Here is a 24,090-nt window from a genome sequence, read left to right on the forward strand (position 1 = left end):
ATGAGCCAGCCGGCAGAAGAACAGCAGGAGCACAGGAAACAAAAGAAGGACTGGAAGCAGGAAAGACGAAAAAGACGGGCTATATGGGCAGTGGTATTGACGGCACTTGCCCTTCTGGCAGTTCCGGTTCTTGCATGGCTGTACATGCAAAGAAGTATGGAAACTATCACAGAGATAAAGAAACCAGATATACTGAGTATCAAAGCCGGAGATATGCAGGATATAGAGCAGCTGGAGCTTGGCACGATCGATGTCTCCGGGGATCAGAAAACAAAAGATGTGGTGTTTTGTGTATACAGTGCGGAAGCGAGAAAAAGCTATTATCTGCAGCTTGCGCATACTACAAATATTGGCTTTACGTATTCCATCTATAAGACATCATCGCCGACCCAAGACGGTGATATTACGTATCTTGGCAAACAATATAAAAAAGGTGAATCGCTGCCGGGAGATTATCTGAATCTGGCTACGGATGGAAAGCACGCCACGAACGCCTATCACAATAATACGTATGGAGAGTACAAGAATGTGCAACAGGCTGCAGAGCCCCTTTACTGGAAATCAAATGTGCAGGAAACGCTTCCGAAGAAGAAGGATGCGAGTGGGGAGTTTTATGTAAATTATTATATTTTGCACATTTCCTGGGATGAAACAGTGCAGAACAACAAGGAAACGGACATGATATATCTCATGGCGGGCTGATATGTCTTTAACTGACAAACTAAACTTAATTCCTGACAATGCAAGTTGAAATAAAAATCCCCGCTCTGAAAGCCTTACGAAAGCTGATCTTACAATCATTAAGCAGATGTTCTTATGAGATTATAGCCTTAAAAAGCAGCGCTATTCAGTAAGTAATGTTGTCATGGTATGTGTTGCCGCTGTAGAGCGTGTCTGAAAAATCATTTCCGCAATCTGCAAGCCCCACTTTGCGGTATATTTTACCCTCATTCGGTTGCCGTAGCCCGCTACGCCGCCCTCATTCGGATAAAATCTCCCACAAACTGAGACTCGCAGCTCACGAAAAGCCTTTTTCAGACACGCTCTAGCGCTGGGTCAAGTACACATGCTTGGTTTGTAAGTAATAATACGGTTAAAGGAACAACCACAAATATCAGTGCACAGTCAAATGCAGCATTTATGGCAATTGATAAGACTGTGACATCTGATAAGCCTGGTTTTGAGGATTTCTCGAAGAAGAAGTACACATCTGTATATCTTTCGGATCTGCTTCCGCTGAAAGTGGATGATAATGCTTCAAATGGTACACTGAAAAAGGTTCTATCCAAAGAAAATGCCACGATCAGAATCTGGAACGGTAAAGAGTACGACTATTACGGTCCAAAAGTTCTGATGATCCGGAAAATACAAAGTACTATACGCTGGTTATTGACGGAAAAACCGGAACAGATGATTATTTACGCGAACAATGAGACATTCGCAGAGCGTGTTTCTTATTACTACAAATTTAGAGCAACACTTCCCGAAATACCTCTAACAACTTTTCATTCTGCTCCGGCAGCATCACGCAAAACCTCACAAAATGATCATCCAAAAACGGAAACGTAGAACAATCCCGGATCATCAGTCCCTTTCGGATACAGTGATCAAACAGATCCTGAGAAGTCACGCCCGGCTTGCGGATCTTCATCAGAATAAAATTCGCCGAAGGCTCATACACCGTCACACTGTCCCAGCCGGACAACTCCTGAAACAGCCGGTCACGCTCGCCACAGATCAGTTCTCTGGTATGACGGATATATTCCTCATCCGGAAACATCAGCCGTCCGGCAATCTCCGCCAGCGAATTGATCGTCCACGGATTCTTTCGCGTATTGATCGACTTGATCAGATCCTGATTTCCCGTTACCGCATATCCCAGACGCAGTCCCGGAGCCGCGAAAAACTTCGAAGTACCGCGAAGAATGATCAGATTCGTATAATAATTCGTCAGCGGAATACTCGTCACTTCTTTCTCCTCCGGCGCAAACTCCACATACGTCTCATCGACCATCACGAAAATTCCATATTGCAGACAGGCATCGAGGATCCGGCGCATCTGGCTGCAGGTGATTGCGGTGGAAGTCGGATTGTTCGGGTTACAGAGCACCAGAAGTTCCAGCTGATCCGACAGATGCTTGCAGAAGTCTTCCACATCCATATGAAACCCATTTTCTTCTTTTAACGGATAATACAGTGTCGTACCGCCGCCAAGCGCTATCTCCCGTTCATACTCCGAATACGTCGGTCCAAGCACCAGCGCTTTTTTCGGATGCTTCGTCTGGATAAACAGAGAAATCAACTCGGTAGAACCATTTCCGACGATCACATTTTCCGGCTGTGTGCCCGCATACGTTGCGATGCAGGTGCGAAGAGCCGTGTATTCCCGGTCCGGATAGGTTGTGATCGCATCCAGATTGTCTGCCAGCGTGGAACGCAGCTGGTAAGAAATTCCCAGCGGATTGACATTCGCACTGAAGCTGACGATATCCTCCTTTTTGATATGATAATATTTTTCGATGGCTTCCAGGTCACTGCCGTGAAAATGATCTTTGTGTTTAATCATAATATCCCTCTTTCCTTGCAACAAAGTTTTGCGTAGTGTATAATAAATATAATTATGAGTATTTTTGCAGGAGATTCTGCAAAAGAACATGAAACGGGTAACAATAATATCAGTTTCATTATAATGATAAGAAAAAAATAGTCAAGGTCGATAAAAGAAGAAGCGCAGGTGGATACTTTGAAAAGAAGAATGGAACAGTTACTAAACGGAAGATTTGAATATGAAGTACCAAAGCTGACTCTTTCCGATGCACAGATCAACCTTACAACCAATGAGGGGGAAAATGTCCGGGGAGAATTGCATGTGGCGGCGGAGGATAACCGCAGGATCAAAGGAATGACCATGTCATCCAACCGCCGGGTACTGCTGGCAAAAGAAAAATTTTCGGGCACAACCGTATGCATCCCCTACGGACTGGATGTGAAGGGACTTTCCGCCGGGGATACGGTGGACGGTGTGATCACGATCAACAGCAATCTGGGAGAATATCAGGTGCCGGTACACGCGGTGATCACCGATGACGGGATCCAGACATCCCGCGGAGCCATCGACAGTCTGGAAGCATTTATCAAACTGGCAGAGAGCGATTACCGGGAGGCGTTCCGCCTTTATACCAGTGAGAGCTTTCTGAAAGTGCTGCAGGGAGAAAATCCGAGCTATGAAAGCCTTTACCGCGGCATGTCACAGAATCCGGTTACCTATCAGCATATGGAGGAATTTCTGATCGGAACCGGAAAAAAAGAACCGGTGACGCTGCGTCTGGAGAAAACCGAGCAGACCTGGGATCATCTGGATACCACAGTCAAGGATTGTCTGAATCTGTATAAAAGTACCTGGGGCTACACCCACATGGAAGTGGAAGTGACCGGGGATTTTCTGGAAGTGGAAAAGAAAGTGATCACCAACGAGGATTTCATCGGAAGTGTTTACGGTCTGGAATACCTGATCCGGAAAGAAAAACTGGGAAATGGAAGAAAATACGGTCAGATCCGGATCAAAACCGTGTACGGAACGTATGTATATGAAGTGAAAGCCTCCGGCAATGTGTCCTATGAACTGAGCAACCGGATGTATGAGAAAAAAGGACAGGCGGCATTGGCCGGTCTGTATGAAAAATACCTGCTGGGAGAGATCGGACAGGACGAGTGGAAAGAGGATTCCTTAAAAGAACTGGAGAGACTCAGAAACCTCGGATGCTATTATCCGAAACAGCAGCTGATGGAAGCCTATATCTATGAGCAGACCGGAGATCTGGCAAATGCAAAATCGGTGCTGTGGCCGCTCCGGGAACTGAAATTTACGCAGGAACAGATGGAAGAGGAAGCCTGGTATCTCGCGATGGCTGTGAAAGCATCCGTGGCAACACCGGATCAGGAGATGACAGCGCAGACCCGGATCGAAAATCTCTACCGGATGAATCCGGGCAGCTATTCGATCCTGCGGGTGCTGATGGATACTTCCGAGGAATACCGGCATGCACCGGGCAGACAGATGTATATGCTCGAAGAACTGTTTGATCTCGGATGCAGAAGCCCATTTCTGTATCTGGCAGCGTATGAAAAACTGGAAAAAGAAGCCGGATATCTCAAGAAACTGTCTCCGTTTATGGTACAGGTACTTCACTATGCGGCACGCCATGGCAGATTAAATGAAGAACTGACCATGCGGATCGGACATCTCTCCGAATACGTGAAGAATTTCCAGCCGGTGATCTACCGTCTTCTGGTAAAATGCTACGAGGCATACCCGGACAATGATATGGTGGATCATATCTGCAAATACATCATGAAGGGTCAGCCGACAAAGAATGAATATTTCCGCTGGTATCAGCTGGCGGTGGAAGCAGACATCCGGATCACACGGTTATATGAATATTATATCGAAACCATGCCGCAGGGCTTCCAGAGTGTTCTGCCACAGGTTATCCGTATGTACTTTGTATACAACAATACATTAAGCAGCAGAAAACGTGCATCCGTGTATGCAAATGTAATCCGCAACAAAGGAGTAGACAGAACAACCTATCAGAATTATCGCAAAGCGATGGAAGCGTTCGCACAGGAAGCACTGATGGAAGGAAAGATCAGTGAGGATTACGCGACGATCTATCAGGAATGTATCGGGGAGATCGCCACACCGGCACTCGGGGAGGCACTGGCAAAAGTGATGTTCTCCTATCGGGTGTACTGTGATGATCCGAAGATCCGCAGCGTGATCGTATGCCACGGAGAACTGAAAGAAGAACAAAGTTATCCGTGTACGGACGGAGCGGCATATATTCAGCTGTATACCCCGGATGCGAGAATTCTGTTTGAAGATGAAAAACGAAGAAGATATGCAACAACAGTAGATTACAATCTGCAAAAACTGATGGATGAAGAATCCTATCTGGAGCCATGCGTGACACTGGATGTGACCACACCGGGATTTTTACTGGCAGTATGCCAGAATGACGGCAAAAAACCGATCACCCTGGAAACGCTGGGCTGTTATCAGCACATCGTACAGATGCCGGAATTCCAGGAGTCTTATCGCCATACGATATGCAGAAAGATCCTGAAATATTACGCGGCACATGCGGGAGATGATACGCTGGATACCTATCTGAAAAAGATGGATCTGATGACATTTGCAAGCGTGGACAAAGTGCTGCTGTGTGAGATCCTGATCCAGAAAGGCATGTATACGATGGCACTGGAGATCATCAGCCGTTACGGATACGAAGGAATCAGTGCGGAAAGCCTGATGAAGCTTACGAGCTACCTGATCCTGGATTATGATTTTGTGGAACAGGAAGAACTGGTCTATCTGGCACAGCATGTATTTGAACAGGGACTTTACAATGAAGTCATCCTGCTGTATCTGAGTGACAATCTGCTGGGTTCTGTGGAACAGATGGCACTTTTATGGGAGCGGATGCGTGGTTTCCAGCTGGATACCTATGCACTGGAAGAAGAGATCCTTCTGCTTTCGATGTTTGGCCGTGTCTATCTGCGGCAGGGTGCTGCGATGCTTGAACAGTACATGGCGCAGAAAGGAAAAGAATCGGTGGCACTTGCCTATAGTTCCTTCTGGGCATACGGATATTTCCTGGGCAAAAAAGAGACAGATCCTTATATTTTCCGGTGTCTGGAACAGTGCTGTGAGAGAAAACTGGAAGTCGACCGGATCTGCCATCTGGCACTTCTGAAATATTATGCAAGCCTGGATACTTATACAGAAAAACAGGAAAAACTGGCAGATCAGATCCTCGAAGAGTGTACCGAAAACAGTCTGCGTTTTGCATTTTACCGCAAATTCCCGGCAAGACTGACCAAGCCGTATCAGATGGATGACAAACAGTTCGTCGAGGTACAGTATCCGGCGGGCGCAAGGGTGACGATCCATTACCGTCTGATCCGGGACAACGACACCGGTGAGAGTTTTAAGAGCGAACCGATGAAAAATATGTATCAGGGCATCTTTGTGAAGGAATTCCTGTTATTTTACGGAGAAACGCTGGAGTATTATCTGACGGTGGAACTGCCGGATGATACGAGACAGACCGATAAAAAACTTCTGACGATGGAAGAGTCCTTACAGGAGGGAAATACGAAGTACCAGCTGATCAATCAGATGCTGGCAGGTCAGAAACTCGGACGGAGTGAACAGACAGAGAAAGCGATGGAACAGTACCTGCAGAGAGAACATTTTGCAAGAAAAATGTTCCCGGTACTCCATGCATAAGACACGGATGGAGGCAGAAAAATGAACGAAGTCAGGAATATATTGGTAGGATTTGATTTTGGGGAGAAAGTCTCACAGCTGTGTTATTACGACCGCCGTGAGGGAGAACCGGTTTCCCTGCCAGTGAAGGTGGGAACCGGACAGTATACTTTCCCGAATGCACTCAGTAAGAAGCCGGGAGAGGATGAATGGCATTTCGGATTGGAAGTGGAGTATTTTGTGGAGCAGCAGGATGAGATCGCTGTGGACAATCTGTATACACTGTGTCTCGAACAGGAGACGGTGGAAGTGGACGGAGCCACATGGAAAGTCGGAGAACTTCTCGGAAAATTCATCGGCAATGCGCTTCGTATCCTTGGCGTTCCGGATCTGGTAAAAAGCATCAGCGGACTGATGATCACCACGCCGGTGCTGACGCGTCCGATGGTGGAAAACATCCGGGTGGCATGCCAGGAGATGGGATTTCCAAGAAACCGCTGTTTCCTGCAGGATTATGAGGAAAGTTTCTATTATCATACATTATACCAGAAACCGGAGATCTGGAGCCGGAATGTAGGACTGTTTATCTTTGAGCAGGATGCGGTATCTTATGCAAAACTGGAGATGAACCGGAGCAGCCGTCCGGTGCGCGTCGGCGTGAGAAGAGGCGAGCATACCACGCTTCATACGGAAGCGCTGCAGCGCGATGTGGACTTCTGCCAGTTTGTGATGGAATCTCTGGAAAATGAAGTGTACTCGAGTATTTATCTGGTGGGTGACGGGTTTGAACGCGAATGGGCGGAAAAATCCGTGGCAGAACTCTGCAAGCACCAGCGCCGGGTATTTTACGGAAACAACCTGTTTTCCAAGGGAGCCTGCTATGCGGCAAAAGAAAAGACGGAAGAGCGGAATCTGAAAGGCTATCTGTATGTGGGCAACGATCTGGTGCGGGAAAATGTCGGTATGGAGATGACGGTGTTCGGAACATCGGCGTATCACCCGCTGATCGTGTCCGGTGTCAACTGGTACGAGGCGATGGGAGACTGCGAGATTATTCTGGACGATACCCGGGAACTGGAATTTGTCGTGTCTGATATGGAAAATACAAGAAAAGTGCGTTACAGTATGTCTCTGCCGGGACTCCCGGAGCGTCCGGCGAAAGCGACGAGACTGCATGTACATCTGGAATTTACCGCAGCGGACGAATGCAGGATTGATGTGATAGATATGGGATTCGGTGATCTGTATCCGTCAAGCAATCTCACATGGCATGAGACGATGAAGAGTCGGGGGGCAGAAGAATGAGCGGATATATTTTATGTCAGGTAAAACGGGCGAAACTGCCTTACTATATTGAAAACATCAGTACAAATATTTATTCCATTGAAGAACTGTGCTTTTATTTTTATCATAACATCTATCTGCTGGACAGCACGATCCTGAACGAGGAACTGTGTTTCTGGATCCGGGATCAGCTGGGACTGAAAAAGCTGGCAGACAATCTGTATAAGCATCTGGATGACGATGATATGAAAGTGGGAGATTTTATTCTTCCGGTGTTTAAAGAGATCAATTATCTGTCTCTGGAAGAGTTCCGCAAACTGAATCAGCAGATCCAGCAGCTTGCAAAAGAACCGGAAGTGCTGCGCCAGAAGCGAAAAGGCGATTATCTGATGGAACACGGAAAATACGTGAATGCCATCAAGGTTTATCAGAAAGCACTCCGCCAGGAGACAGAGGACGAGGCAGCGGTGACAGATACCCGGAAACCGGAGACGGTTGCAGCAGAAAAGGCAGAAACCGTGCAGGAGGCGGAAACTACAGAAGCATCGACAGAAATAAAAACAGAGGAAGCGGCAGAGACGGAGTCTCCGGTTGCGATCACGATCGATATGGTGGAAGATCCGGAAGAGCGTGCGGAAACGGAGAATGTCGAGGAGTCAGAGAAACCGGAAGAAGATACATCGGAGACAGATGCTACTTCTTTGCAGGAAGAAAAACAGGAAGAAGTGGCAGCAGATCCGGAACTTCCTCACCAGGAGATCCTTCTCGGAAAACAGTTTATCGGGGAAATCTATCACAACATGGGATGTGCCTATGCGAGACTGTTTCAGATGGAAGAAGCAATCCGGTGCTTTGAGATCGCCTATGGAAAACTGCACACGATGGGTGCGGTGAAGAGCCTTCTGTACGCTGTTTATATGGAGCATGGCGTGGATGCTTTCGTGGAAAAGGCAAAAGAGCTGGAAGTCGACGAGGAACGGCAGGAAGAGATCTATGTCGAAGTGGAAGAGGCTGTGGAAGACCTCTACGACACTCCGGAAGGTCAGGAATATAAAAAGCTGCTGGAAGAAAAACAGCAGGGAAGAGAAGAGGATTATCAGCAGGGAATGAAACAACTTCTGGAACAGCTGACCGCAGAGTACCATAAGAGTACGGGATATTGATAAAAAATATCAATAAAAAATAATGAGAAATAAAAATAATTGAATATCAGGTTAAAACGGGAAAAGCAGAGCGAAACGGTGAATAAAACCGATGCGCTCTGCTTTTTCGGCAGTTGCATTGCATATCAATAATTGGTCCGGTGAATCATTTATTGATGGAAGGTGGATGTTCAGAGAATTATCCGCAGGCATAAATTCTGTGCATTGCGAAGCAGACATCGAGAAGGTCACTCCTTCTCAATGTCCACAGTACAAAGACAAATTTCAAAAAATGTCTTGACATTAATACTTTACTATGATAGAGTGTTAACATATGAAAAACCGGAGGGTAATTATTATGAAAAAGAAAACAATAAGTATGATGTTAGCAGCAACAATGGCACTGTCCCTGTTTGCAGGATGTGGTTCCAGTAAAGATACAGCGACTGAAGACACAAGCAAGACCGAGAGCACAGACACTGCCGATGACAGCAGCGAGGATGCATCCGCAGAAACTACGGATGAGAGCAGCAGAACAACCTTCACCGTAGGTTTCGATGCAGAATATCCGCCATACGGTTACATGGATGATGACGGCGAGTACACCGGATTTGACCTGGAACTGGCGCAGGCAGTATGTGACAAAGAAGGCTGGGAACTGGTGAAAAAACCGATCAACTGGGATTCCAAAGATATGGAACTGAATTCTGGCTCCATCGACTGCATCTGGAACGGATTTACCATGAACGGAAGAGAAGATGACTACACATTCTCCGTACCGTATGTAGATAACAGCCAGGTAATCGTAGTTGCAGAAGATTCCGGTATTGAACAGCTGAGTGATCTGGCTGGAAAGACCGTCGGTGTACAGGCAGCCTCCGCAGCACTGGATCTGTTACAGAGTGAAGACGAAGGCGGACAGAAAGAACTGGCAGATACCTTCGGATCTCTGAATGAATTCGCAGATTACAACACCGCATTTACCGAATTACAGGCAGGCGCGCTGGATGCACTGGCAATCGATGTCGGAGTTGCAAAATATCAGTTAAACTCCAGAGGAGAAGGATTCAAGATCCTCGACGAGACACTGAACACTGAACAGTATGCGATCGGCTTTAAAAAAGGCAACCAGGAACTGTGTGACATCGTAAATGCAGACTTGCAGGAACTGGCAAACGAAGGGAAAGTTGCAGAACTGGCAGAAAAATATGAGATTGCCGATATGGTGACTTTAAAAGCTGAATAAGAAGACGGAAACGTCGGATAAGAAAAAATGTAACCCCTCGGGAGGCGTTAGAGCGTGTTTGAAAAAGGCTTTTCGTGAGCTGCGAGTCCCAGTTTGTGGGAGATTTTATCCGAATGAGGGCGGCGTAGCGGGCTACGGCAACCGAATAAGGGTAAAATCTCCCGCAAAGTGGGGATTGCAGATTGCGGAAATGATTTTTCAGACACGCTCTAGGCTTTCCGGGGGGCATGTTTGCTGTAAAGGGGCAAATGCAAAGCTATATTTCAGTATTTATAACACGGAGGATAAGCAATGAGTATTGAGGTAATGGTACGACAGATGACGGCGGGTTTTGGGCAGACCTGTCTGATCTTTTTTCTGACCCTGATTTTTTCCCTTCCACTGGGAATGATCGTATATTTTGGACGCGTATGCCGGTTTAAGCCACTAAGCTGGCTGGTGAAGATCTATATTTCCATCATGCGTGGAACCCCGCTGATGCTGCAGCTGCTGATCTGGTATTTCGGACCGTTTTATCTGTGGGGCATGAATATCGGCGGTTATAAGTTTACAGCCATCATTCTGGGGTGTTCTCTGAACTATGCGGCATATTTTGCGGAAATCTATCGTTCCGGTATCGAATCGATCCCGACCGGACAGTATGAGGCAGCACAGCTGCTCGGCTACACCAGAGTACAGACTTTCTTCAAGATCGTTCTGCCACAAGTGGTAAAAATCGTTTTGCCATCTGTCACCAACGAGGTCATCACACTGGTCAAAGATACCTCTCTGGTATATTCCGTATCTTATATCGAGATGTTTGCCGTTGCAAAACAGATTGCAGCTGCACAGACTACTGTAGTACCGTTCTTTATCGCAGGTATTTTCTACTATGTATTTAACTATGTGGTAGCCTGGGTGATGGAACTGTTTGAGAAGAAACTGAACTATTATCGCTAGGAGGGTCGACATGAAACTGTTGGAAATGAATCATATCAAAAAAGAATTTGACGGACTGGGGGTTTTAAAAGATATCTCTCTGGCGGTGGAAGAAGGAGAAATCGTTTCTATCATCGGTCCTTCCGGTTCCGGCAAATCCACGATGCTTCGCTGCGCGACGATGCTTGAGGAGATTGACGGCGGAGAGATCCTGTACATGGGGAAAAAAGCTGCCTGGGTAGAAAACGGCAAAGTGATGCATCCGGATAAAAAAGAGATGAAAGAGATCCGTTCCTGTTTCGGGCTGGTTTTTCAGAACTTTAATCTGTTTCCACATTATTCAGTATTGAAGAATATAGCAGATGCGCCGATCCATGTACAGAAACGGGACAAAGGCGAGGTGTACAAAGAGGCGATGGAACTGCTGAAAAAGATGGGGCTGGAAGATAAGGCAGATGCCTATCCATATCAGTTATCCGGCGGACAGTGCCAGCGTGTAGCTATCGCAAGAGCCTTGGCACTGAATCCGAAGATTCTGTTCTTTGATGAGCCGACTTCCGCACTGGATCCGGAACTGACCGGTGAAGTACTGAAAGTCATCAAATCTCTGGCGGATCTGGATATCACCATGGTGATCGTGACCCATGAGATGGAATTCGCAAAAAATATCTCTGACCGTGTGATCTTTATGGATAAAGGTGTGGTGGCACTGGAGGGAACACCGGAGGAGGTATTTGGTGCAGACCATACAAGAATGAAGGAATTTTTAGGAAAATTTCATCAGAACTAAGCTTGCGTTTCCGGGGGCGGTATTATATAATTTTACTGTTGTGAGGCGTACAGCCGATAAAATGTAAGCCGTCCGTAAAGAGGCGGCAAGTACAAGAAAAAGGAGATTATATATGAGTACAGACAGATATGTAAGTCCGTTATCTGAGCGTTATGCAAGCAAAGAAATGCAGTATATCTTTTCCCCGGATATGAAGTTCCGTACCTGGAGACGCCTGTGGATCGCACTGGCAGAGACCGAGAAAGAACTGGGGCTGCCGATCACCCAGGAACAGATTGACGAATTAAAAGCGCACAAAGACGATATTAACTATGATGTGGCAAAAGAGAGAGAACGCCAGGTACGTCATGATGTTATGTCTCATGTATATGCATATGGTGTACAGTGCCCGAAGGCAAAGGGAATCATCCATCTGGGTGCAACTTCCTGTTATGTAGGTGACAACACCGATATTATTGTTATGACCGAAGCTCTGAAACTGGTAAAGAAAAAACTGGTGAATGTGATTGCAGAGCTGGCAAAATTTGCAGAAAAATACAAAGATCTGCCGACACTGGCATTTACCCATTTCCAGCCGGCGCAGCCGACAACCGTAGGTAAACGTGCCACCCTGTGGATGCAGGAGTTTATGCTGGATCTGGAAGATCTGAATTATGTCTTAAGCACTATGAAACTGCTGGGTTCCAAGGGAACAACCGGAACACAGGCAAGTTTCCTGGAACTGTTCGACGGAGATCAGGAAACCATCGATAAGATCGATCCGATGATCGCTGAAAAGATGGGATTCAAACAGTGCTATCCGGTATCCGGCCAGACCTATTCCAGAAAAGTAGATACCAGAGTGGTCAATATTCTGGCAGGCATCGCAGCGAGCGCACATAAGTTTTCCAACGATATCCGTCTTCTGCAGCATCTGAAAGAAGTAGAAGAACCATTCGAGAAGAGCCAGATCGGATCTTCCGCCATGGCTTATAAGAGAAATCCGATGAGAAGTGAGCGTATCGCTTCCCTGTCCCGTTTCGTGATGGTAGATGCGATGAACCCGGCAATTACTTCCGCTACCCAGTGGTTTGAGAGAACCCTGGATGATTCTGCCAATAAGAGACTGTCCGTTCCGGAAGGATTCCTGGCCATCGACGGTATCCTGGATCTGTGCCTGAATGTGGTAGACGGTCTGGTGGTATATCCGAAGGTTATCGAGAAGAGACTGCGTTCCGAACTGCCATTCATGGCTACGGAAAACATCATGATGGATGCTGTAAAAGCAGGCGGTGACCGTCAGGAACTGCATGAGAGAATCCGTGAACTGTCCATGGAAGCAGGAAAGACCGTCAAAGTAGAAGGAAAAGACAACAACCTTCTGGAGCTGATCGCTGCTGACCCGGCATTCAACCTGACCCTGGAAGAACTGGAAAAAACCATGGATCCTGCAAAATACACAGGACGCGCTTCCGTACAGGTAGATGCCTTCCTGAAAAACGTCATCAACCCGATGCTGGAAGAGAATAAAGACCTGCTGGGTATGACTGCTGAGATCAATGTATAAAAGGCCGGAAAGACGGAAAATAACAAAATATAAAGTGTAAAAAAGCTCCCCTGATTGGAAGATCCAATATCATATATTCCAATCGGGGGAGTTTTTTCGTTGCCAGGCATACGACAAAAAGGTGGTTTAATCGTTTTCTGCCAGCGGATCCCGCTCCGTTGTCTCTCTGCGGATCAGCACCGGTGTGATCATCTTGTGTACCGGTTCGCTGACCGGTGTGTGTTTGCTGTTTTTATGTTCTTCAATCTGCTCCACCAGAAGTTTCACCGCTTCAGTAGCGAGCACATCGATCTGCTGAGCCACGGTGCTGATCGGGAAGATGGCGTTTCGGGAGGCGGGGGAGTCGTCGAAGCCGACGATCAGGTAGTCTTCCGGGAGTTTACCGTATTTTCGTACCAGCAGATTGACCAGGATGCTGGCGTGGGTATCGTTGGAGACGAAAATGCCCTTTTTCCTGCCGGGAGAGTCCGCCTCGATCTCGGAGAGGATCTCTTTCAGATGCTCCTGGGAAGCTGTCTGATCTTTCATCTCATGGAGAAAGATGCGGTGTGGAATCTGCTGTTCCCTGCAAAAATCTTCAAACCCTTCGATTCGACCGTATGCCGGGATACTTTTGGCGGTCGGATTGTTGATGTGGAAAAGCACTTCACAGTTGTGACGATAGAGCAGACTGGTCGCCTGGATCGCACCCATGTAGTTATCGGTGTTGATGCTGCTGATGTGAGCATCCTCCCGCTCGATCGCTACGATCGGGATATGCAGGTTGGCAAGTTCCATTGAAGGGATCGCATGGCTTAAAATGATCAGCCCCTCGATCTTGTAGGCGAGAAGTTCCTGAATATACTGCCGCTCGGTGTCAGCATCTCCGTTACTTAAAAACACCAGGAATTTATACCCAAACGTCTCATAGGTGGAAAGAATCCGGTCAAGCATCTCGGAATAATAGTGAAGAAACAGGTTCGGGATGATCACACCGACGAATTCGGTCTGTCCGCTTGCCAGGATCCGTGCCACTTTATTTTCCTGATAATTCAGCTTTTCCAGTGCGTCTGCGATGATCTTCTGGTTCTTCTCGGTAAGGGAATCCGGGTTATTAAAATACCGGGAAATGGTTGTTTTGGAAAAATTCGTATATTTTGCAATGTCCGCGAAGGTTACATTCTGTTTTCGTGCCATAATCGTTGCCTCATACATTCTTTTTATAGGAACAACGAGTCGAAGCCGTACAAATCAAATCTCCGACGATTGCCGGAAAAGATCTCAGGCATATCGTGTGTGTCAGACCCGTTGTAGTTGAATTGTTGTAACTATTCAGTAGGTAATATTCCGCGAGGTGTTTTGGCATGGATATGCCAAAATCCCGAGACATACGAGCAAAAATGCCATCACCGAAGGTGATTTCAAATGCATTTTTGCTTGTAACTGTGAAGGTACTGAACAGTTACAAATCATTTCAATTCCTTCATCCAGTATAGCAAAAAATTCTCAAAAAAACAAGAAAAGAGCGAGTAACCGGTAACATCATTCAGAAAACCGGAAATGAAAAAATCCGGGAAAAGATTGACGAAAATACAGGGGAATGATATGATAAAAGAAAAAGTAACCGGTTACTTTAAGCATCGAAAGAAAGGAAACGATAAGAATGAAAGATTTTGTACATGTAAAAGCTCCGGGAAACTGGATCAACGATCCGAACGGTTTTATCTATTATAAAGGCAAATATCACCTGTTTTTCCAGCATTTTCCCCATGCACCGGAATGGGGAACCATGCACTGGGGACATACTGTCAGTGAGGATCTGGTGCACTGGGAGTATCAGGGAATCGCACTGTTTCCAACCAAAGAATATGATCAGAATGGTGTGTTTTCCGGTACTGCACTGGAAGAAGATGGTAAGCTGAAGATTTATTACAGCGCGGTAAAATATCTGAAACCAAACCCGGAAGATATTCACCGGGTACTGGACGATGCCATTCAGACGAGCCAGGCAATGATCGTATCGGAAGACGGGTTCCATTTTAATAACTGGGATAAAAAGAAGGTGCTGCCGACTGTTCATGATGAAGAGGTCGGAGAGCCGAAGATGAGAGATCCGAAGGTGTGGAAAGACGGAGACAGCTATTATATGATGATGGGAAGTTCGTATCATGACGCCGGAAGAGTTCTCTTTTATACGAGTAAAGACGGAGAAAACTGGACTTACGCAAATCAGTGCCGGTCAGAATCATACGGATGGACGATCGAGTGTCCGGATCTGTTTTCTCAGAATGATCAGTGGATTTTCATCGGCTGTCCGATGCGTCTTACACCGGGGGAGAAGAAATATCCGGACCAGGCTGTATGGGCGCTGGCGGAATTTGATCCGAAGACCTGTGAACTGAAGCTGCCGGATACTCACAGTTATGTGGATTACGGTCTGGATCTGTATGCACCGCAGACGACACTGGACGCGGAGGGAAGAAGAGTGATGATCTCCTGGATGCGTATGCCGATGGCAGTGACAGACAGTACGGATCGCCCGGCATGGAACGGTATGATGAGCAGTGCCCGCGTGGTGGAAGAAAAAGAGGGACATCTGTATTTCCACATGCATCCACAGGTGGACGCATACCTCAGCGCGGAAACTACAGCCGAAGAGGCAGCAGAGAGTGGAAGAGTCTTCCGGATCCGGACGGATCTTTCTGAGGGAGAAACCTTAAATATTGGCGGGTATGTGATCAGCCGCAGCGAAGGAAAGATCGTTGGCGACCGGTCAGCCGTTCTTGAAGGATGTGACGAAGTGCGAACTGTTGATGCGACTCCGGTGATCGAGGGTGCGGCACAGCTGGATATTCTGGTGAACGATCATCTGATTGAAATCTTTGTCAACGACGGTCAGTATGTGCTCAGCCATGTGGTTTACGGAAAATCGAAAAAGATTTTCGGAAAATATGAAAAAGTTCTGGTGGGAAAATAAGAAAGATGGTATACTTATTAAGGAAATTTATAATTGACTTTAATTTATAAGTAATAATAAGTTTTACTAATAAGAAAAGTGTTGTATAATCATTTTTGTAAAGAAAATGATGATAACCCGTCAGGAGGTAACCAAATGATTAAAGCTGTTGTTGGAGCAAACTGGGGAGATGAAGGAAAAGGTAAGATTACCGATATGCTGGCTAAAGAAGCGGACATTATCGTTCGTTTCCAGGGTGGAGCCAATGCCGGACATACCATCGTAAATGATTACGGCAAGTTCGCACTGCATACTCTGCCGTCAGGTGTATTTTATAATCATACCACAAGCGTGATCGGAAACGGTGTTGCACTGAATGTACCACTGGTTTTTAAAGAGATCCAGGATATCGTATCCAAAGGGGTACCGACACCGAAGATCCTGATTTCCGACCGTGCACAGATGGTAATGTCTTATCACATTCTGTTTGATCAGTACGAAGAAGAACGTCTGGGTGGCAAATCCTTCGGATCCACAAAATCAGGTATCGCTCCTTTTTATTCTGATAAATTTGCAAAGATCGGTTTTCAGGTCAGCGAGTTGTTTGACGAGGAAGCGCTGAAAGAAAAAGTAGCAGGCATCTGCGAGAAAAAGAACGTTATGCTGGAGTATCTGTATCACAAACCGCTTCTGAAACCGGAAGAGATTTTTGAAGAGCTGATGAGCTACAAGAAGATGCTGGAGCCATATGTATGCGACGTATCTTTGTTCCTGTGGAACGCACTGAAAGAAGGAAAAGAGATCCTGTTAGAGGGTCAGCTGGGATCCTTAAAAGACCCGGATCACGGTATTTACCCAATGGTAACTTCTTCCTCCACACTGGCAGGATACGGTGCAGTAGGAGCAGGTGTACCGCCATATGAGATCAAGAAAATCATCACCGTATGTAAAGCATACTCCAGCGCAGTAGGAGCAGGAGCATTCGTATCCGAGATATTCGGAGACGAGGCAGATGAGCTGAGACGCAGAGGCGGAGACGGCGGCGAGTTCGGTGCAACAACCGGAAGACCGAGACGTATGGGATGGTTCGATGCAGTGGCTTCCAAATATGGATGCCGTATGCAGGGAACTACCGATGTAGCGTTCACCGTACTGGATGTTCTGGGATATCTGGATGAGATTCCGGTATGTGTAGGATACGACATCGACGGCAAAGTAACTACAGACTTCCCGACCACCACACTGCTGGAAAAGGCAAAGCCGGTGTATGAAACTCTGCCGGGATGGAAATGCGATATCCGCGGTATCAAGAAATACGAAGATCTGCCGGAAAACTGCAGAAAATACATCGAATTCGTAGAAGAGAAGATTGGTTTCCCGATCACCATGATTTCCAATGGTCCGGGAAGAGATGATATCATCTACAGATAAGAAATGCTATACCGGGATTGCTTTATTGCTGTGCAATTTTGCAATCCTCAAAACCGAATAGAAAACGGGGAGCTTGCATAAGCAGGCTGAGAGGAGACTGGCAGCGTTTCGACCCATAACCTGATTTGGATAATGCCAACGTAGGGATGATTTACAGAGAAAAACAGGCACACCATCCTTTTGGTGTGTCTGTTTTGGCTTGCGTTGCATATCAATAATTGATCCGGTGAATCAATTTTGATACGCGAGTAATGAGCCAGAATCCATGCTTGCATGGAATTATGGCGAATACCGCGAATGCTCATGAAACATGCAAAGCATGTTTTATGAGCTGATATAAGCGGCGGATTGGGGGCACCACCTTTCGTCGCTATAAAAAAGTAATGGTGAATTCATATGCAAAGGAGAAAAAATATGAGAACAGCATTAACAATCGCTGGCAGTGATTCCAGCGGAGGCGCCGGCATCCAGGCAGATATCAAGACGATGATGGCCAATGGCGTATATGCCATGAGTGCCATCACGGCTCTGACAGCCCAGAATACAACCGGCGTAACAGCAATTATGGAGGCAACTGAGGAATTTTTAGGAGAGGAACTGGACAATATTTTCACAGATATCTTTCCGGATGCAGTGAAGATCGGAATGGTTTCGTCCTCCGGTCTGATCATAAAGATTGCAGAAAAACTGAAAGAGTATGATGCAAAAAATATCGTGGTTGATCCGGTTATGGTGGCTACCAGCGGAGCCAGACTGATCAGTGAAGACGCGGTAAGCACCTTAAAAGAATATCTGTTTCCGCTGGCACAGATCCTGACACCGAATATCCCGGAGGCAGAAGTACTTTCCGGTATGACCATCACTTCTGAGGCGGAGATGATGGAGGCGGCTAAAGTGATCGGTGATCAGTACGGATGTGCGGTTCTGCTAAAAGGCGGTCATAAGGTGAATGATGCCAATGACCTGCTTTATCATGAAGGAACCTGCCAATGGTTTTACGGAAAACGGATCGATAACCCGAATACTCATGGAACCGGCTGTACGCTCTCCAGCGCGATCGCTTCCAACCTGGCAAAGGGATTTCCTATGGATGTGTCTGTAGAGCGCGCAAAGGCCTATATTTCCGGTGCTCTGGCAGCTATGCTGGATCTCGGCAAGGGCAGTGGTCCGATGAACCACGGGTTCGACATTACCGGAGAATATGTAAAGGAGGCATCTGATCATGAGTGAGAAAAGAACTTCTTTATTTGAAAACGGCCTGATCTGGTTTGGAGCGGGGGTATCGATCGCCGAGATCCTGACCGGAACGTACCTGGCTTCGCTGGGCATGAAAAAGGGATTGGCAGCGATTCTTGTGGGACATCTGATCGGATGCATCCTGTTGTTCCTTGCAGGTGTGATCGGTGGTAAAGTAAGAAAAAGTGCCATGGAAACCGTAAAGATCAGTTTTGGACAAAAAGGCAGCCTGTTTTTTGCCCTTCTGAATGTGATCCAGCTGGTGGGCTGGACCGCGATCATGATCTATGACGGTGCGCTGGCCGCCAATCAGGCCGCCGGTGTGGGCAACTGGGTCTGGTGTCTGGTGATCGGTGCGCTGATCGTTTTATGGATCGTGATCGGTATCACCAACCTTGGAAAGCTGAATACGGTTGCCATGGCAGCATTATTCATCCTTACCCTGATTCTCTGTAAAGTTATTTTCTTCGGAGATTATACAGCAGAGACCGTGGCAGCTGATGGACTGACCTTTGGCGCTGCTGTGGAACTGGCAGTGGCGATGCCGTTATCCTGGCTTCCGCTGATCAGTGATTATACGAGAGAAGCAAAACAGCCGGTAAAGGCAACCGCAGTCAGCGCTATCGTCTACGGTGTGATCAGCTGCTGGATGTACCTGATCGGTATGGGAGCAGCCATCTATACCGGCGAGAGCGATATCGCCCAGATCATGGTAAAAGCAGGTCTTGGTATCGTGGGACTGCTGATCATCATCTTCTCCACCGTTACTACGACCTTCCTGGACGCGTATTCCGCAGGAATCTCCAGTGAGACCCTCAGCCATAAGCTGAACGGAAAATATATCGCCATTGCGGTTACTGTCGTAGGTGCCCTGGCAGCTATCGTATATCCGATGGATAATATTACAAACTTCTTATACCTGATCGGATCCGTATTCGCTCCGATGATCGCGATCCAGATTGCGGATTTCTTCCTATTAGAAGAAGACCACAGCGAAAAAGAAATCCAGATTTCCAATATGGTACTGTGGGTGATCGGCTTTATCTTGTACCGGATCCTGATGAAAATAGACATCCCGGTAGGCAATACACTGCCGGATATTGCGATCACGGTGGTACTGTGTCTGATCTGGGGAAAAATCAGTAAAAAGAAATAGAAAATAAAAATACAGATATAGTAAAGTGATTGGGATAGCCAGAAAAGTAAGCGGATATCCAGTCGGAAAAGTGTATCTGAAAAACGAAAGGCGTGAGTCATAGAAATAAGACTTACGTCTTTTTTAGACGTATCACATATCATGAATTGGTCTACAGCATTGAAAAACCAGTCCCCGGCGGAAGCGTTCTCCTTGCAGCAACACTTTGTGGGCGCTTAGGGTAAGCTTTAAGATCCGACACCTACGTAGACTTAGGCTCGAGCGCTCTCGCGAGAGTCTTAGTCGAAGTTGGTGGCTAGCTTAAAGTTACCCTGCCCACGTTGCTGCAAGGAGAACGCTTCCGCCGGGGACGTCCCCTTTTTCAATACAACCCAACGGGAAAAGGCGCATACCCTTGGAGAGAGGTATACGCCCTTGCGTAAGAAAAATGTGATGTATGTAATCGGAGAAGTAATACTTCTTCCGCGATTACTGATTTGGTATATCCATCGGATAGTGATTGTCAAAGCAGGCCTTACACAGCGGCAGGTCACCGACCATCGACTGGAGATCTTCAATCTTCATATATCCTAAGGAATCAGCTCCAATTAACTGTCGGATCTCTTCCGTTGAATGGGAAGAGGCGATCAACAGCTGATTGGACGGTACATCGGTACCGAAATAACATGGGTACAGGAAAGGCGGTGAGCTGACGCGCACATGCACTTCTTTTGCACCGGCATGTTTCAGAAGGTGGATCAGATTGGCGATCGTGGTTCCACGCACGATGGAGTCATCGACCAGCACAATATTTTTTCCTTTGACAGCGGATTCCAGAACGCTTAATTTCAGACGTACACTGGATTCCCGTTCCTTCTGAGTAGGCTTGATAAAGGTACGGCCTACATAGCTGTTTTTATAGAATGCCAGTCCAAAAGGAATTCCGGATTCCGCCGCGAATCCCTGTGCGGCAGTAATTCCTGAGTCAGGAACACCGACGACCAGGTCAGCATCTGCGGGATAGGCTTTGGCAAGCGCTGCACCGGCACGAAGTCGGGACTCATATACGGAGATGCCGTCCAGTTTGCTGTCCAGACGGGCAAAGTAAATGTATTCAAAAATGCAATGAGCCTGCCGGGACTGACATAAGGTAAGGTTAGAGGTGATACCTTCCCGGGTGATCGTTACGATCTCACCAGGTTTGATATCACGGAGGAACTGTGCACCGATTGCAGTCAGTGCACAACTTTCAGAGGCGATGATATAAGAATCATCTCTCTTACCAAGACAAAGAGGTTTCAGTCCAAGGGGATCACGGACACCGATCAGCTTGCGCGGGCTTGCGATGACCAGACCGTAAGCACCTTTGATCTTTTCGGCGGTCTTCATGATCGCTTCCTCGACCGATTTGGTACGGACTCTTTCTCTGGCAATATAATAAGCAATAACCTCTGAATCAGTTGTTGTATGGAAAATGGCTCCGTTTTGCGCAAGTTCATTGCGAAGCTCTTCGGTATTTACAAGATTTCCGTTATGAGCGAGAGCCAGAGTTCCCTTAATATAATTCAGAACCAGGGGCTGAGCGTTACTCAATGTAGCCGCCCCTGTTGTGGAATAACGGACATGTCCGATACCGAGATTTCCTTTCATATTTGAAAGAACATCTTCTTTAAAAACTTCACTGACAAGTCCCATCCCTCTTTGTACATTCATATTTCCCTTGGGACCGCTGGTGTCAAACACAGCGATTCCGCAGGATTCCTGTCCACGGTGCTGCAGGGAAGAGAGCCCGTAATAGATGGAAGAGGCTGCATCTTCCCCGTGGGGATTATAAATACCGAATACACCGCAGGCTTCTTTAATCCGTTCATCCTGGCACATAGATTCCACCTCACTACAGGGAGAACAAAAGCTGATCGTAAGTAGGATAGCTCAGGATAGAATCTGGAATTAAAGCTTCAATATCACTGGCAACAGTACGGATGTCTTCCATTTTTGCCAGTACCTGATCATGGAATGCTTCTGCACATTTCTGGGTATCTTCCAGAGCGAAAGAAGTATCAATCAGGGTTTTCAGTTCTGTTACCTCTGCAGTCAGAGAAGTGTAAGCAGTGGACAGTTTTTCAACCAGTGCTTCTTCCGAAGCAGTATCAGCGGCAGCCATAAAGGATTTCTTTGCTGCTGCGTTTTTGGAAACCTCTGCGGCATAGGTGCTGACAGCCGGCAGAAAATCTTTGGTGATCATCTCTGCAAGAGTACGAGCCTCGATACCGATGGTTTTTACATAGTTTTCCAGTTTGATCTCATAACGGGAAGCCAGTTCTTCTTTTGTAAATACATGATGTTTGGTGAACAGTTCCACGTTTTTATCTGCTAACAGCTGTGGCAGGCAGTCCGGAGTAGACGGCAGATTATATAATCCGCGTTTTTCTGCTTCAGCAACCCACTCGTCGGTATAACCGTTGCCGTTGAAGATGACTTTTTTATGTTTGCGGATGGCACGTTTGATCAGTTCATGTACGGCCTGTTCCATATCTTCCGGTTTGGTTCCTTCCAGTTCGGTGTAGAACTGAGCCAGAGCTTCTGCAACTGCGGTGTTCAGTACCACGTTCGGGTTTGCAACAGATGCAGCAGAACCAAGCATACGGAATTCGAATTTATTACCTGTGAAGGCAAATGGTGAAGTACGGTTACGATCTGTGGTATCTTTCACGAAGTGTGGAAGTACATGAGCACCGATATCCAGCTGTACTTTTTTCTGTTTTCCGAAGAACGTATCGTTTTCGATGGATTCGAGAACTGCGGTCAGTTCATCGCCCAAGAAGATGGATACGATTGCTGGCGGAGCCTCGTTACCGCCCAGACGGTGATCGTTGCCGGCGCTGGTTGCAGATACACGCATCAGATCTGCATATTCATCAACGGCTTTGATAACAGCCATCAGGAATACCAGGAACTGGATGTTCTGTGCCGGTGTGCTTCCGGGATTTAACAGGTTGTCGCCATCGCTGGTTACGAGAGACCAGTTGTTATGTTTTCCGCTTCCGTTGATGCCTTCGAATGGTTTTTCATGTAACAGGCATACCAGACCATGTTTGTCAGCCACTTTTTTCATGATTTCCATGGTCAGCTGGTTGTGGTCAACGGCTACGTTTGCGGTATCAAAGATCGGAGCCAGCTCATGCTGTGCAGGAGCAACTTCGTTATGTTTTGTTTTTGCCGGGATACCAAGTTTCCACAACTCTACATCCAGATCATGCATATAAGCAGCAACCTTTGGTTTCAGGGAACCAAAGTAATGATCTTCCATTTCCTGTCCTTTTGGAGCAGGTGCACCAAACAGAGTACGTCCGCAGAATACCAGGTCTTTTCTCTTCTTATACAGGTCTTTGTCTACCAGGAAATATTCCTGTTCCGGTCCGATCGTTGTGGACACGCTGGTAACGGTTTCATTTCCCAGAAGTTTCAGCATTTTTACTGCTTCTGTGTTCAGTGCTTCCATGGAACGGAGCAGTGGAGTTTTCTTATCCAGTGCCTCTCCGCTGTAAGAGCAGAATGCAGTCGGAATATATAAAGTACCATCTTTAATGAAAGCCGGTGAGGTAGGATCCCATGCTGTATAACCTCTTGCTTCGAAAGTAGCACGAAGTCCGCCGGATGGGAAACTGGATGCATCCGGTTCACCTTTTACCAGTTCTTTTCCGGAGAAATCCATGATAACTTCGCCGTCACCAACCGGTGTGATGAAGCTGTCGTGTTTCTCAGCGGTGAAACCGGTCATTGGCTGAAACCAGTGTGTGTAATGGGTAGCTCCGTTTTCTACCGCCCATTCTTTCATGGCTACGGCTACGGAATTGGCTACGTCCAGTTCCAGGTGAGTTCCGTTTTCGATTGTTTTACGAAGGGCTTTGTACATGTCCTTCGGCAGTTTGTTACGCATTACCTTATCGTTGAATACAAGGCTTCCATATAAAATAGGAATTTCTTCATGTGTCATGGTTTGTTCTCCTTTCTGATTGCCCAGATTGTTTTCAGAATATCAAAAGACAAAAAAGGCGCCCTGAACCTGTTTCCAAGTTCAAAGCGCCTTTGCTTTATGCCATGTAGTATACACGGAAATTTTCGGTTGTCAATCCCTGAATTGAAAAAAATTAAA

18 protein-coding genes, 3 pseudogenes and 1 riboswitch are annotated in these 24,090 nt (G+C 46.8%); of the genes and pseudogenes, 15 read left to right on the plus strand and 6 right to left on the minus strand.

Translation table 11 applies throughout. The annotated features are described in order from the left end of the window. The gene (locus ETP43_RS04980) at window positions 1-702 is read left to right on the plus strand and encodes a hypothetical protein (RefSeq protein WP_129257238.1); all 702 of its coding nucleotides are present in this window, start codon (window positions 1-3) and stop codon (window positions 700-702) included. Window positions 703-870: 168 nt separating this feature from the next. Further along, window positions 871-954, plus strand: a pseudogene (locus ETP43_RS18335) (DUF6783 domain-containing protein); the annotation flags it as partial. Here the strand turns inward: ETP43_RS18335 and ETP43_RS18340 are convergent. Further along, window positions 928-1,038 (minus strand): annotated as a pseudogene (locus ETP43_RS18340) (DUF6783 domain-containing protein); the annotation flags it as partial. The pseudogenes ETP43_RS18335 and ETP43_RS18340 sit on opposite strands and share 27 nt — an antisense overlap. Window positions 1,039-1,140: 102 nt before the next feature. Between ETP43_RS18340 and ETP43_RS17350 the strand changes: the two are divergent. Beyond that, complete coding sequence (locus ETP43_RS17350) at window positions 1,141-1,569, plus strand: hypothetical protein (protein WP_129257239.1); 429 nt, start codon at window positions 1,141-1,143, stop codon at window positions 1,567-1,569. Here the strand turns inward: ETP43_RS17350 and ETP43_RS04990 are convergent. Then, window positions 1,469-2,566, minus strand: coding sequence for a pyridoxal phosphate-dependent aminotransferase (locus ETP43_RS04990; protein ID WP_129257240.1), 1,098 nt, complete (start codon window positions 2,564-2,566; stop codon window positions 1,469-1,471). The two genes, ETP43_RS17350 and ETP43_RS04990, sit on opposite strands and share 101 nt — an antisense overlap. A gap of 189 nt (window positions 2,567-2,755) precedes the next feature. Here ETP43_RS04990 and ETP43_RS04995 point away from each other — a divergent pair, with 189 nt between their 5' ends. The 4 genes and pseudogenes from ETP43_RS04995 to ETP43_RS05010 form a co-directional block, all read left to right on the plus strand. Beyond that, window positions 2,756-6,292: a DUF5717 family protein gene (locus ETP43_RS04995; RefSeq protein ID WP_129257241.1), complete on the plus strand. Its 3,537-nt coding sequence runs from the start codon at window positions 2,756-2,758 to the stop codon at window positions 6,290-6,292. A gap of 21 nt (window positions 6,293-6,313) precedes the next feature. After that, window positions 6,314-7,576, plus strand: coding sequence for a DUF5716 family protein (locus ETP43_RS05000; RefSeq protein WP_129257242.1), 1,263 nt, complete (start codon window positions 6,314-6,316; stop codon window positions 7,574-7,576). Next, window positions 7,573-8,718, plus strand: a complete 1,146-nt coding sequence (locus ETP43_RS05005) for a ring-infected erythrocyte surface antigen domain-containing protein (RefSeq protein ID WP_129257243.1) — start codon at window positions 7,573-7,575, stop codon at window positions 8,716-8,718. The genes ETP43_RS05000 and ETP43_RS05005 overlap by 4 nt, the downstream gene beginning before the upstream one ends. A gap of 376 nt (window positions 8,719-9,094) precedes the next feature. Next, a pseudogene (locus ETP43_RS05010) lies at window positions 9,095-9,895 on the plus strand (transporter substrate-binding domain-containing protein); the annotation flags it as partial. Here ETP43_RS05010 and ETP43_RS18345 read toward each other — a convergent pair. Further along, the gene (locus ETP43_RS18345) at window positions 9,813-10,124 is read right to left on the minus strand and encodes a DUF6783 domain-containing protein (protein WP_334295509.1); all 312 of its coding nucleotides are present in this window, start codon (window positions 10,122-10,124) and stop codon (window positions 9,813-9,815) included. The pseudogene ETP43_RS05010 and the gene ETP43_RS18345 sit on opposite strands and share 83 nt — an antisense overlap. Here ETP43_RS18345 and ETP43_RS18350 point away from each other — a divergent pair. The 4 genes from ETP43_RS18350 to purB all read left to right on the plus strand — a co-directional run bounded on the left by ETP43_RS18350 (window position 10,023) and on the right by purB (window position 13,197). Beyond that, window positions 10,023-10,238 (plus strand): DUF6783 domain-containing protein, encoded by a 216-nt coding sequence (locus ETP43_RS18350; protein ID WP_334295510.1) that lies wholly within the window; start codon window positions 10,023-10,025, stop codon window positions 10,236-10,238. The genes ETP43_RS18345 and ETP43_RS18350 overlap by 102 nt on opposite strands. After that, window positions 10,235-10,882 (plus strand): amino acid ABC transporter permease, encoded by a 648-nt coding sequence (locus ETP43_RS05020; protein WP_022172854.1) that lies wholly within the window; start codon window positions 10,235-10,237, stop codon window positions 10,880-10,882. Before ETP43_RS18350 ends, ETP43_RS05020 begins: the two co-directional genes overlap by 4 nt. A gap of 10 nt (window positions 10,883-10,892) precedes the next feature. After that, entirely contained in the window at window positions 10,893-11,651 is a 759-nt protein-coding gene (locus tag ETP43_RS05025; RefSeq protein WP_129257246.1) for an amino acid ABC transporter ATP-binding protein, read from the plus strand. Between the two features lie 112 nt (window positions 11,652-11,763). Further along, complete coding sequence (purB, locus tag ETP43_RS05030; protein ID WP_022399718.1) at window positions 11,764-13,197, plus strand: adenylosuccinate lyase; 1,434 nt, start codon at window positions 11,764-11,766, stop codon at window positions 13,195-13,197. Window positions 13,198-13,323: 126 nt separating this feature from the next. Here the strand turns inward: purB and ETP43_RS05035 are convergent, their stop codons facing one another. Beyond that, window positions 13,324-14,373 carry a LacI family DNA-binding transcriptional regulator gene (locus ETP43_RS05035; protein ID WP_129257247.1) on the minus strand — a complete coding sequence of 350 codons (1,050 nt, stop codon included), beginning with the start codon at window positions 14,371-14,373 and terminating at the stop codon, window positions 13,324-13,326. Window positions 14,374-14,839: 466 nt separating this feature from the next. Between ETP43_RS05035 and ETP43_RS05040 the strand changes: the two genes are divergently transcribed. From ETP43_RS05040 to cytX, 4 genes are all read left to right on the plus strand, one after another. Next, window positions 14,840-16,153: a glycoside hydrolase family 32 protein gene (locus ETP43_RS05040; protein WP_129257248.1), complete on the plus strand. Its 1,314-nt coding sequence runs from the start codon at window positions 14,840-14,842 to the stop codon at window positions 16,151-16,153. A 135-nt stretch (window positions 16,154-16,288) separates the two neighbouring features. Beyond that, window positions 16,289-17,563: an adenylosuccinate synthase gene (locus ETP43_RS05045; RefSeq protein ID WP_129257249.1), complete on the plus strand. Its 1,275-nt coding sequence runs from the start codon at window positions 16,289-16,291 to the stop codon at window positions 17,561-17,563. Window positions 17,564-17,618: 55 nt separating this feature from the next. Further along, window positions 17,619-17,727: riboswitch (TPP riboswitch) on the plus strand. A gap of 250 nt (window positions 17,728-17,977) precedes the next feature. Further along, window positions 17,978-18,793, plus strand: a complete 816-nt coding sequence (gene thiD / locus ETP43_RS05050; protein WP_129257250.1) for a bifunctional hydroxymethylpyrimidine kinase/phosphomethylpyrimidine kinase — start codon at window positions 17,978-17,980, stop codon at window positions 18,791-18,793. Next, on the plus strand, window positions 18,786-19,955 hold the full coding sequence (gene cytX, locus ETP43_RS05055; protein WP_117525123.1) for a putative hydroxymethylpyrimidine transporter CytX: 1,170 nt from the start codon (window positions 18,786-18,788) through the stop codon (window positions 19,953-19,955). Before thiD ends, cytX begins: the two co-directional genes overlap by 8 nt. A 468-nt stretch (window positions 19,956-20,423) precedes the next feature. Here the strand turns inward: cytX and purF are convergent, their stop codons facing one another. Both purF and ETP43_RS05065 read right to left on the minus strand, forming a co-directional pair. Beyond that, the gene (gene purF, locus ETP43_RS05060; protein ID WP_129257251.1) at window positions 20,424-21,815 is read right to left on the minus strand and encodes an amidophosphoribosyltransferase; all 1,392 of its coding nucleotides are present in this window, start codon (window positions 21,813-21,815) and stop codon (window positions 20,424-20,426) included. Between the two features lie 13 nt (window positions 21,816-21,828). Then, on the minus strand, window positions 21,829-23,931 hold the full coding sequence (locus ETP43_RS05065) for a glutamine synthetase III family protein (protein WP_129257252.1): 2,103 nt from the start codon (window positions 23,929-23,931) through the stop codon (window positions 21,829-21,831). Window positions 23,932-24,090 lie beyond the last annotated feature (159 nt).

It is taken from the genome of Blautia faecicola, assembly GCF_004123145.1.
GTDB lineage: Bacteria > Bacillota > Clostridia > Lachnospirales > Lachnospiraceae > Oliverpabstia > Oliverpabstia faecicola.

Coding starts and splice junctions, on each gene's coding strand:
- ETP43_RS04980 (WP_129257238.1), top strand. CDS start 1: ATGAGCCAGCCGGCAGAAGAACAGCAGGAGCACAGGAAACAAAAGAAG.
- ETP43_RS17350 (WP_129257239.1), top strand. CDS start 1,141: ATGGCAATTGATAAGACTGTGACATCTGATAAGCCTGGTTTTGAGGAT.
- ETP43_RS04990 (WP_129257240.1), bottom strand. CDS start 2,566: ATGATTAAACACAAAGATCATTTTCACGGCAGTGACCTGGAAGCCATC.
- ETP43_RS04995 (WP_129257241.1), top strand. CDS start 2,756: ATGGAACAGTTACTAAACGGAAGATTTGAATATGAAGTACCAAAGCTG.
- ETP43_RS05000 (WP_129257242.1), top strand. CDS start 6,314: ATGAACGAAGTCAGGAATATATTGGTAGGATTTGATTTTGGGGAGAAA.
- ETP43_RS05005 (WP_129257243.1), top strand. CDS start 7,573: ATGAGCGGATATATTTTATGTCAGGTAAAACGGGCGAAACTGCCTTAC.
- ETP43_RS05020 (WP_022172854.1), top strand. CDS start 10,235: ATGAGTATTGAGGTAATGGTACGACAGATGACGGCGGGTTTTGGGCAG.
- ETP43_RS05025 (WP_129257246.1), top strand. CDS start 10,893: ATGAAACTGTTGGAAATGAATCATATCAAAAAAGAATTTGACGGACTG.
- purB (WP_022399718.1), top strand. CDS start 11,764: ATGAGTACAGACAGATATGTAAGTCCGTTATCTGAGCGTTATGCAAGC.
- ETP43_RS05035 (WP_129257247.1), bottom strand. CDS start 14,373: ATGGCACGAAAACAGAATGTAACCTTCGCGGACATTGCAAAATATACG.
- ETP43_RS05040 (WP_129257248.1), top strand. CDS start 14,840: ATGAAAGATTTTGTACATGTAAAAGCTCCGGGAAACTGGATCAACGAT.
- ETP43_RS05045 (WP_129257249.1), top strand. CDS start 16,289: ATGATTAAAGCTGTTGTTGGAGCAAACTGGGGAGATGAAGGAAAAGGT.
- thiD (WP_129257250.1), top strand. CDS start 17,978: ATGAGAACAGCATTAACAATCGCTGGCAGTGATTCCAGCGGAGGCGCC.
- cytX (WP_117525123.1), top strand. CDS start 18,786: ATGAGTGAGAAAAGAACTTCTTTATTTGAAAACGGCCTGATCTGGTTT.
- purF (WP_129257251.1), bottom strand. CDS start 21,815: ATGTGCCAGGATGAACGGATTAAAGAAGCCTGCGGTGTATTCGGTATT.
- ETP43_RS05065 (WP_129257252.1), bottom strand. CDS start 23,931: ATGACACATGAAGAAATTCCTATTTTATATGGAAGCCTTGTATTCAAC.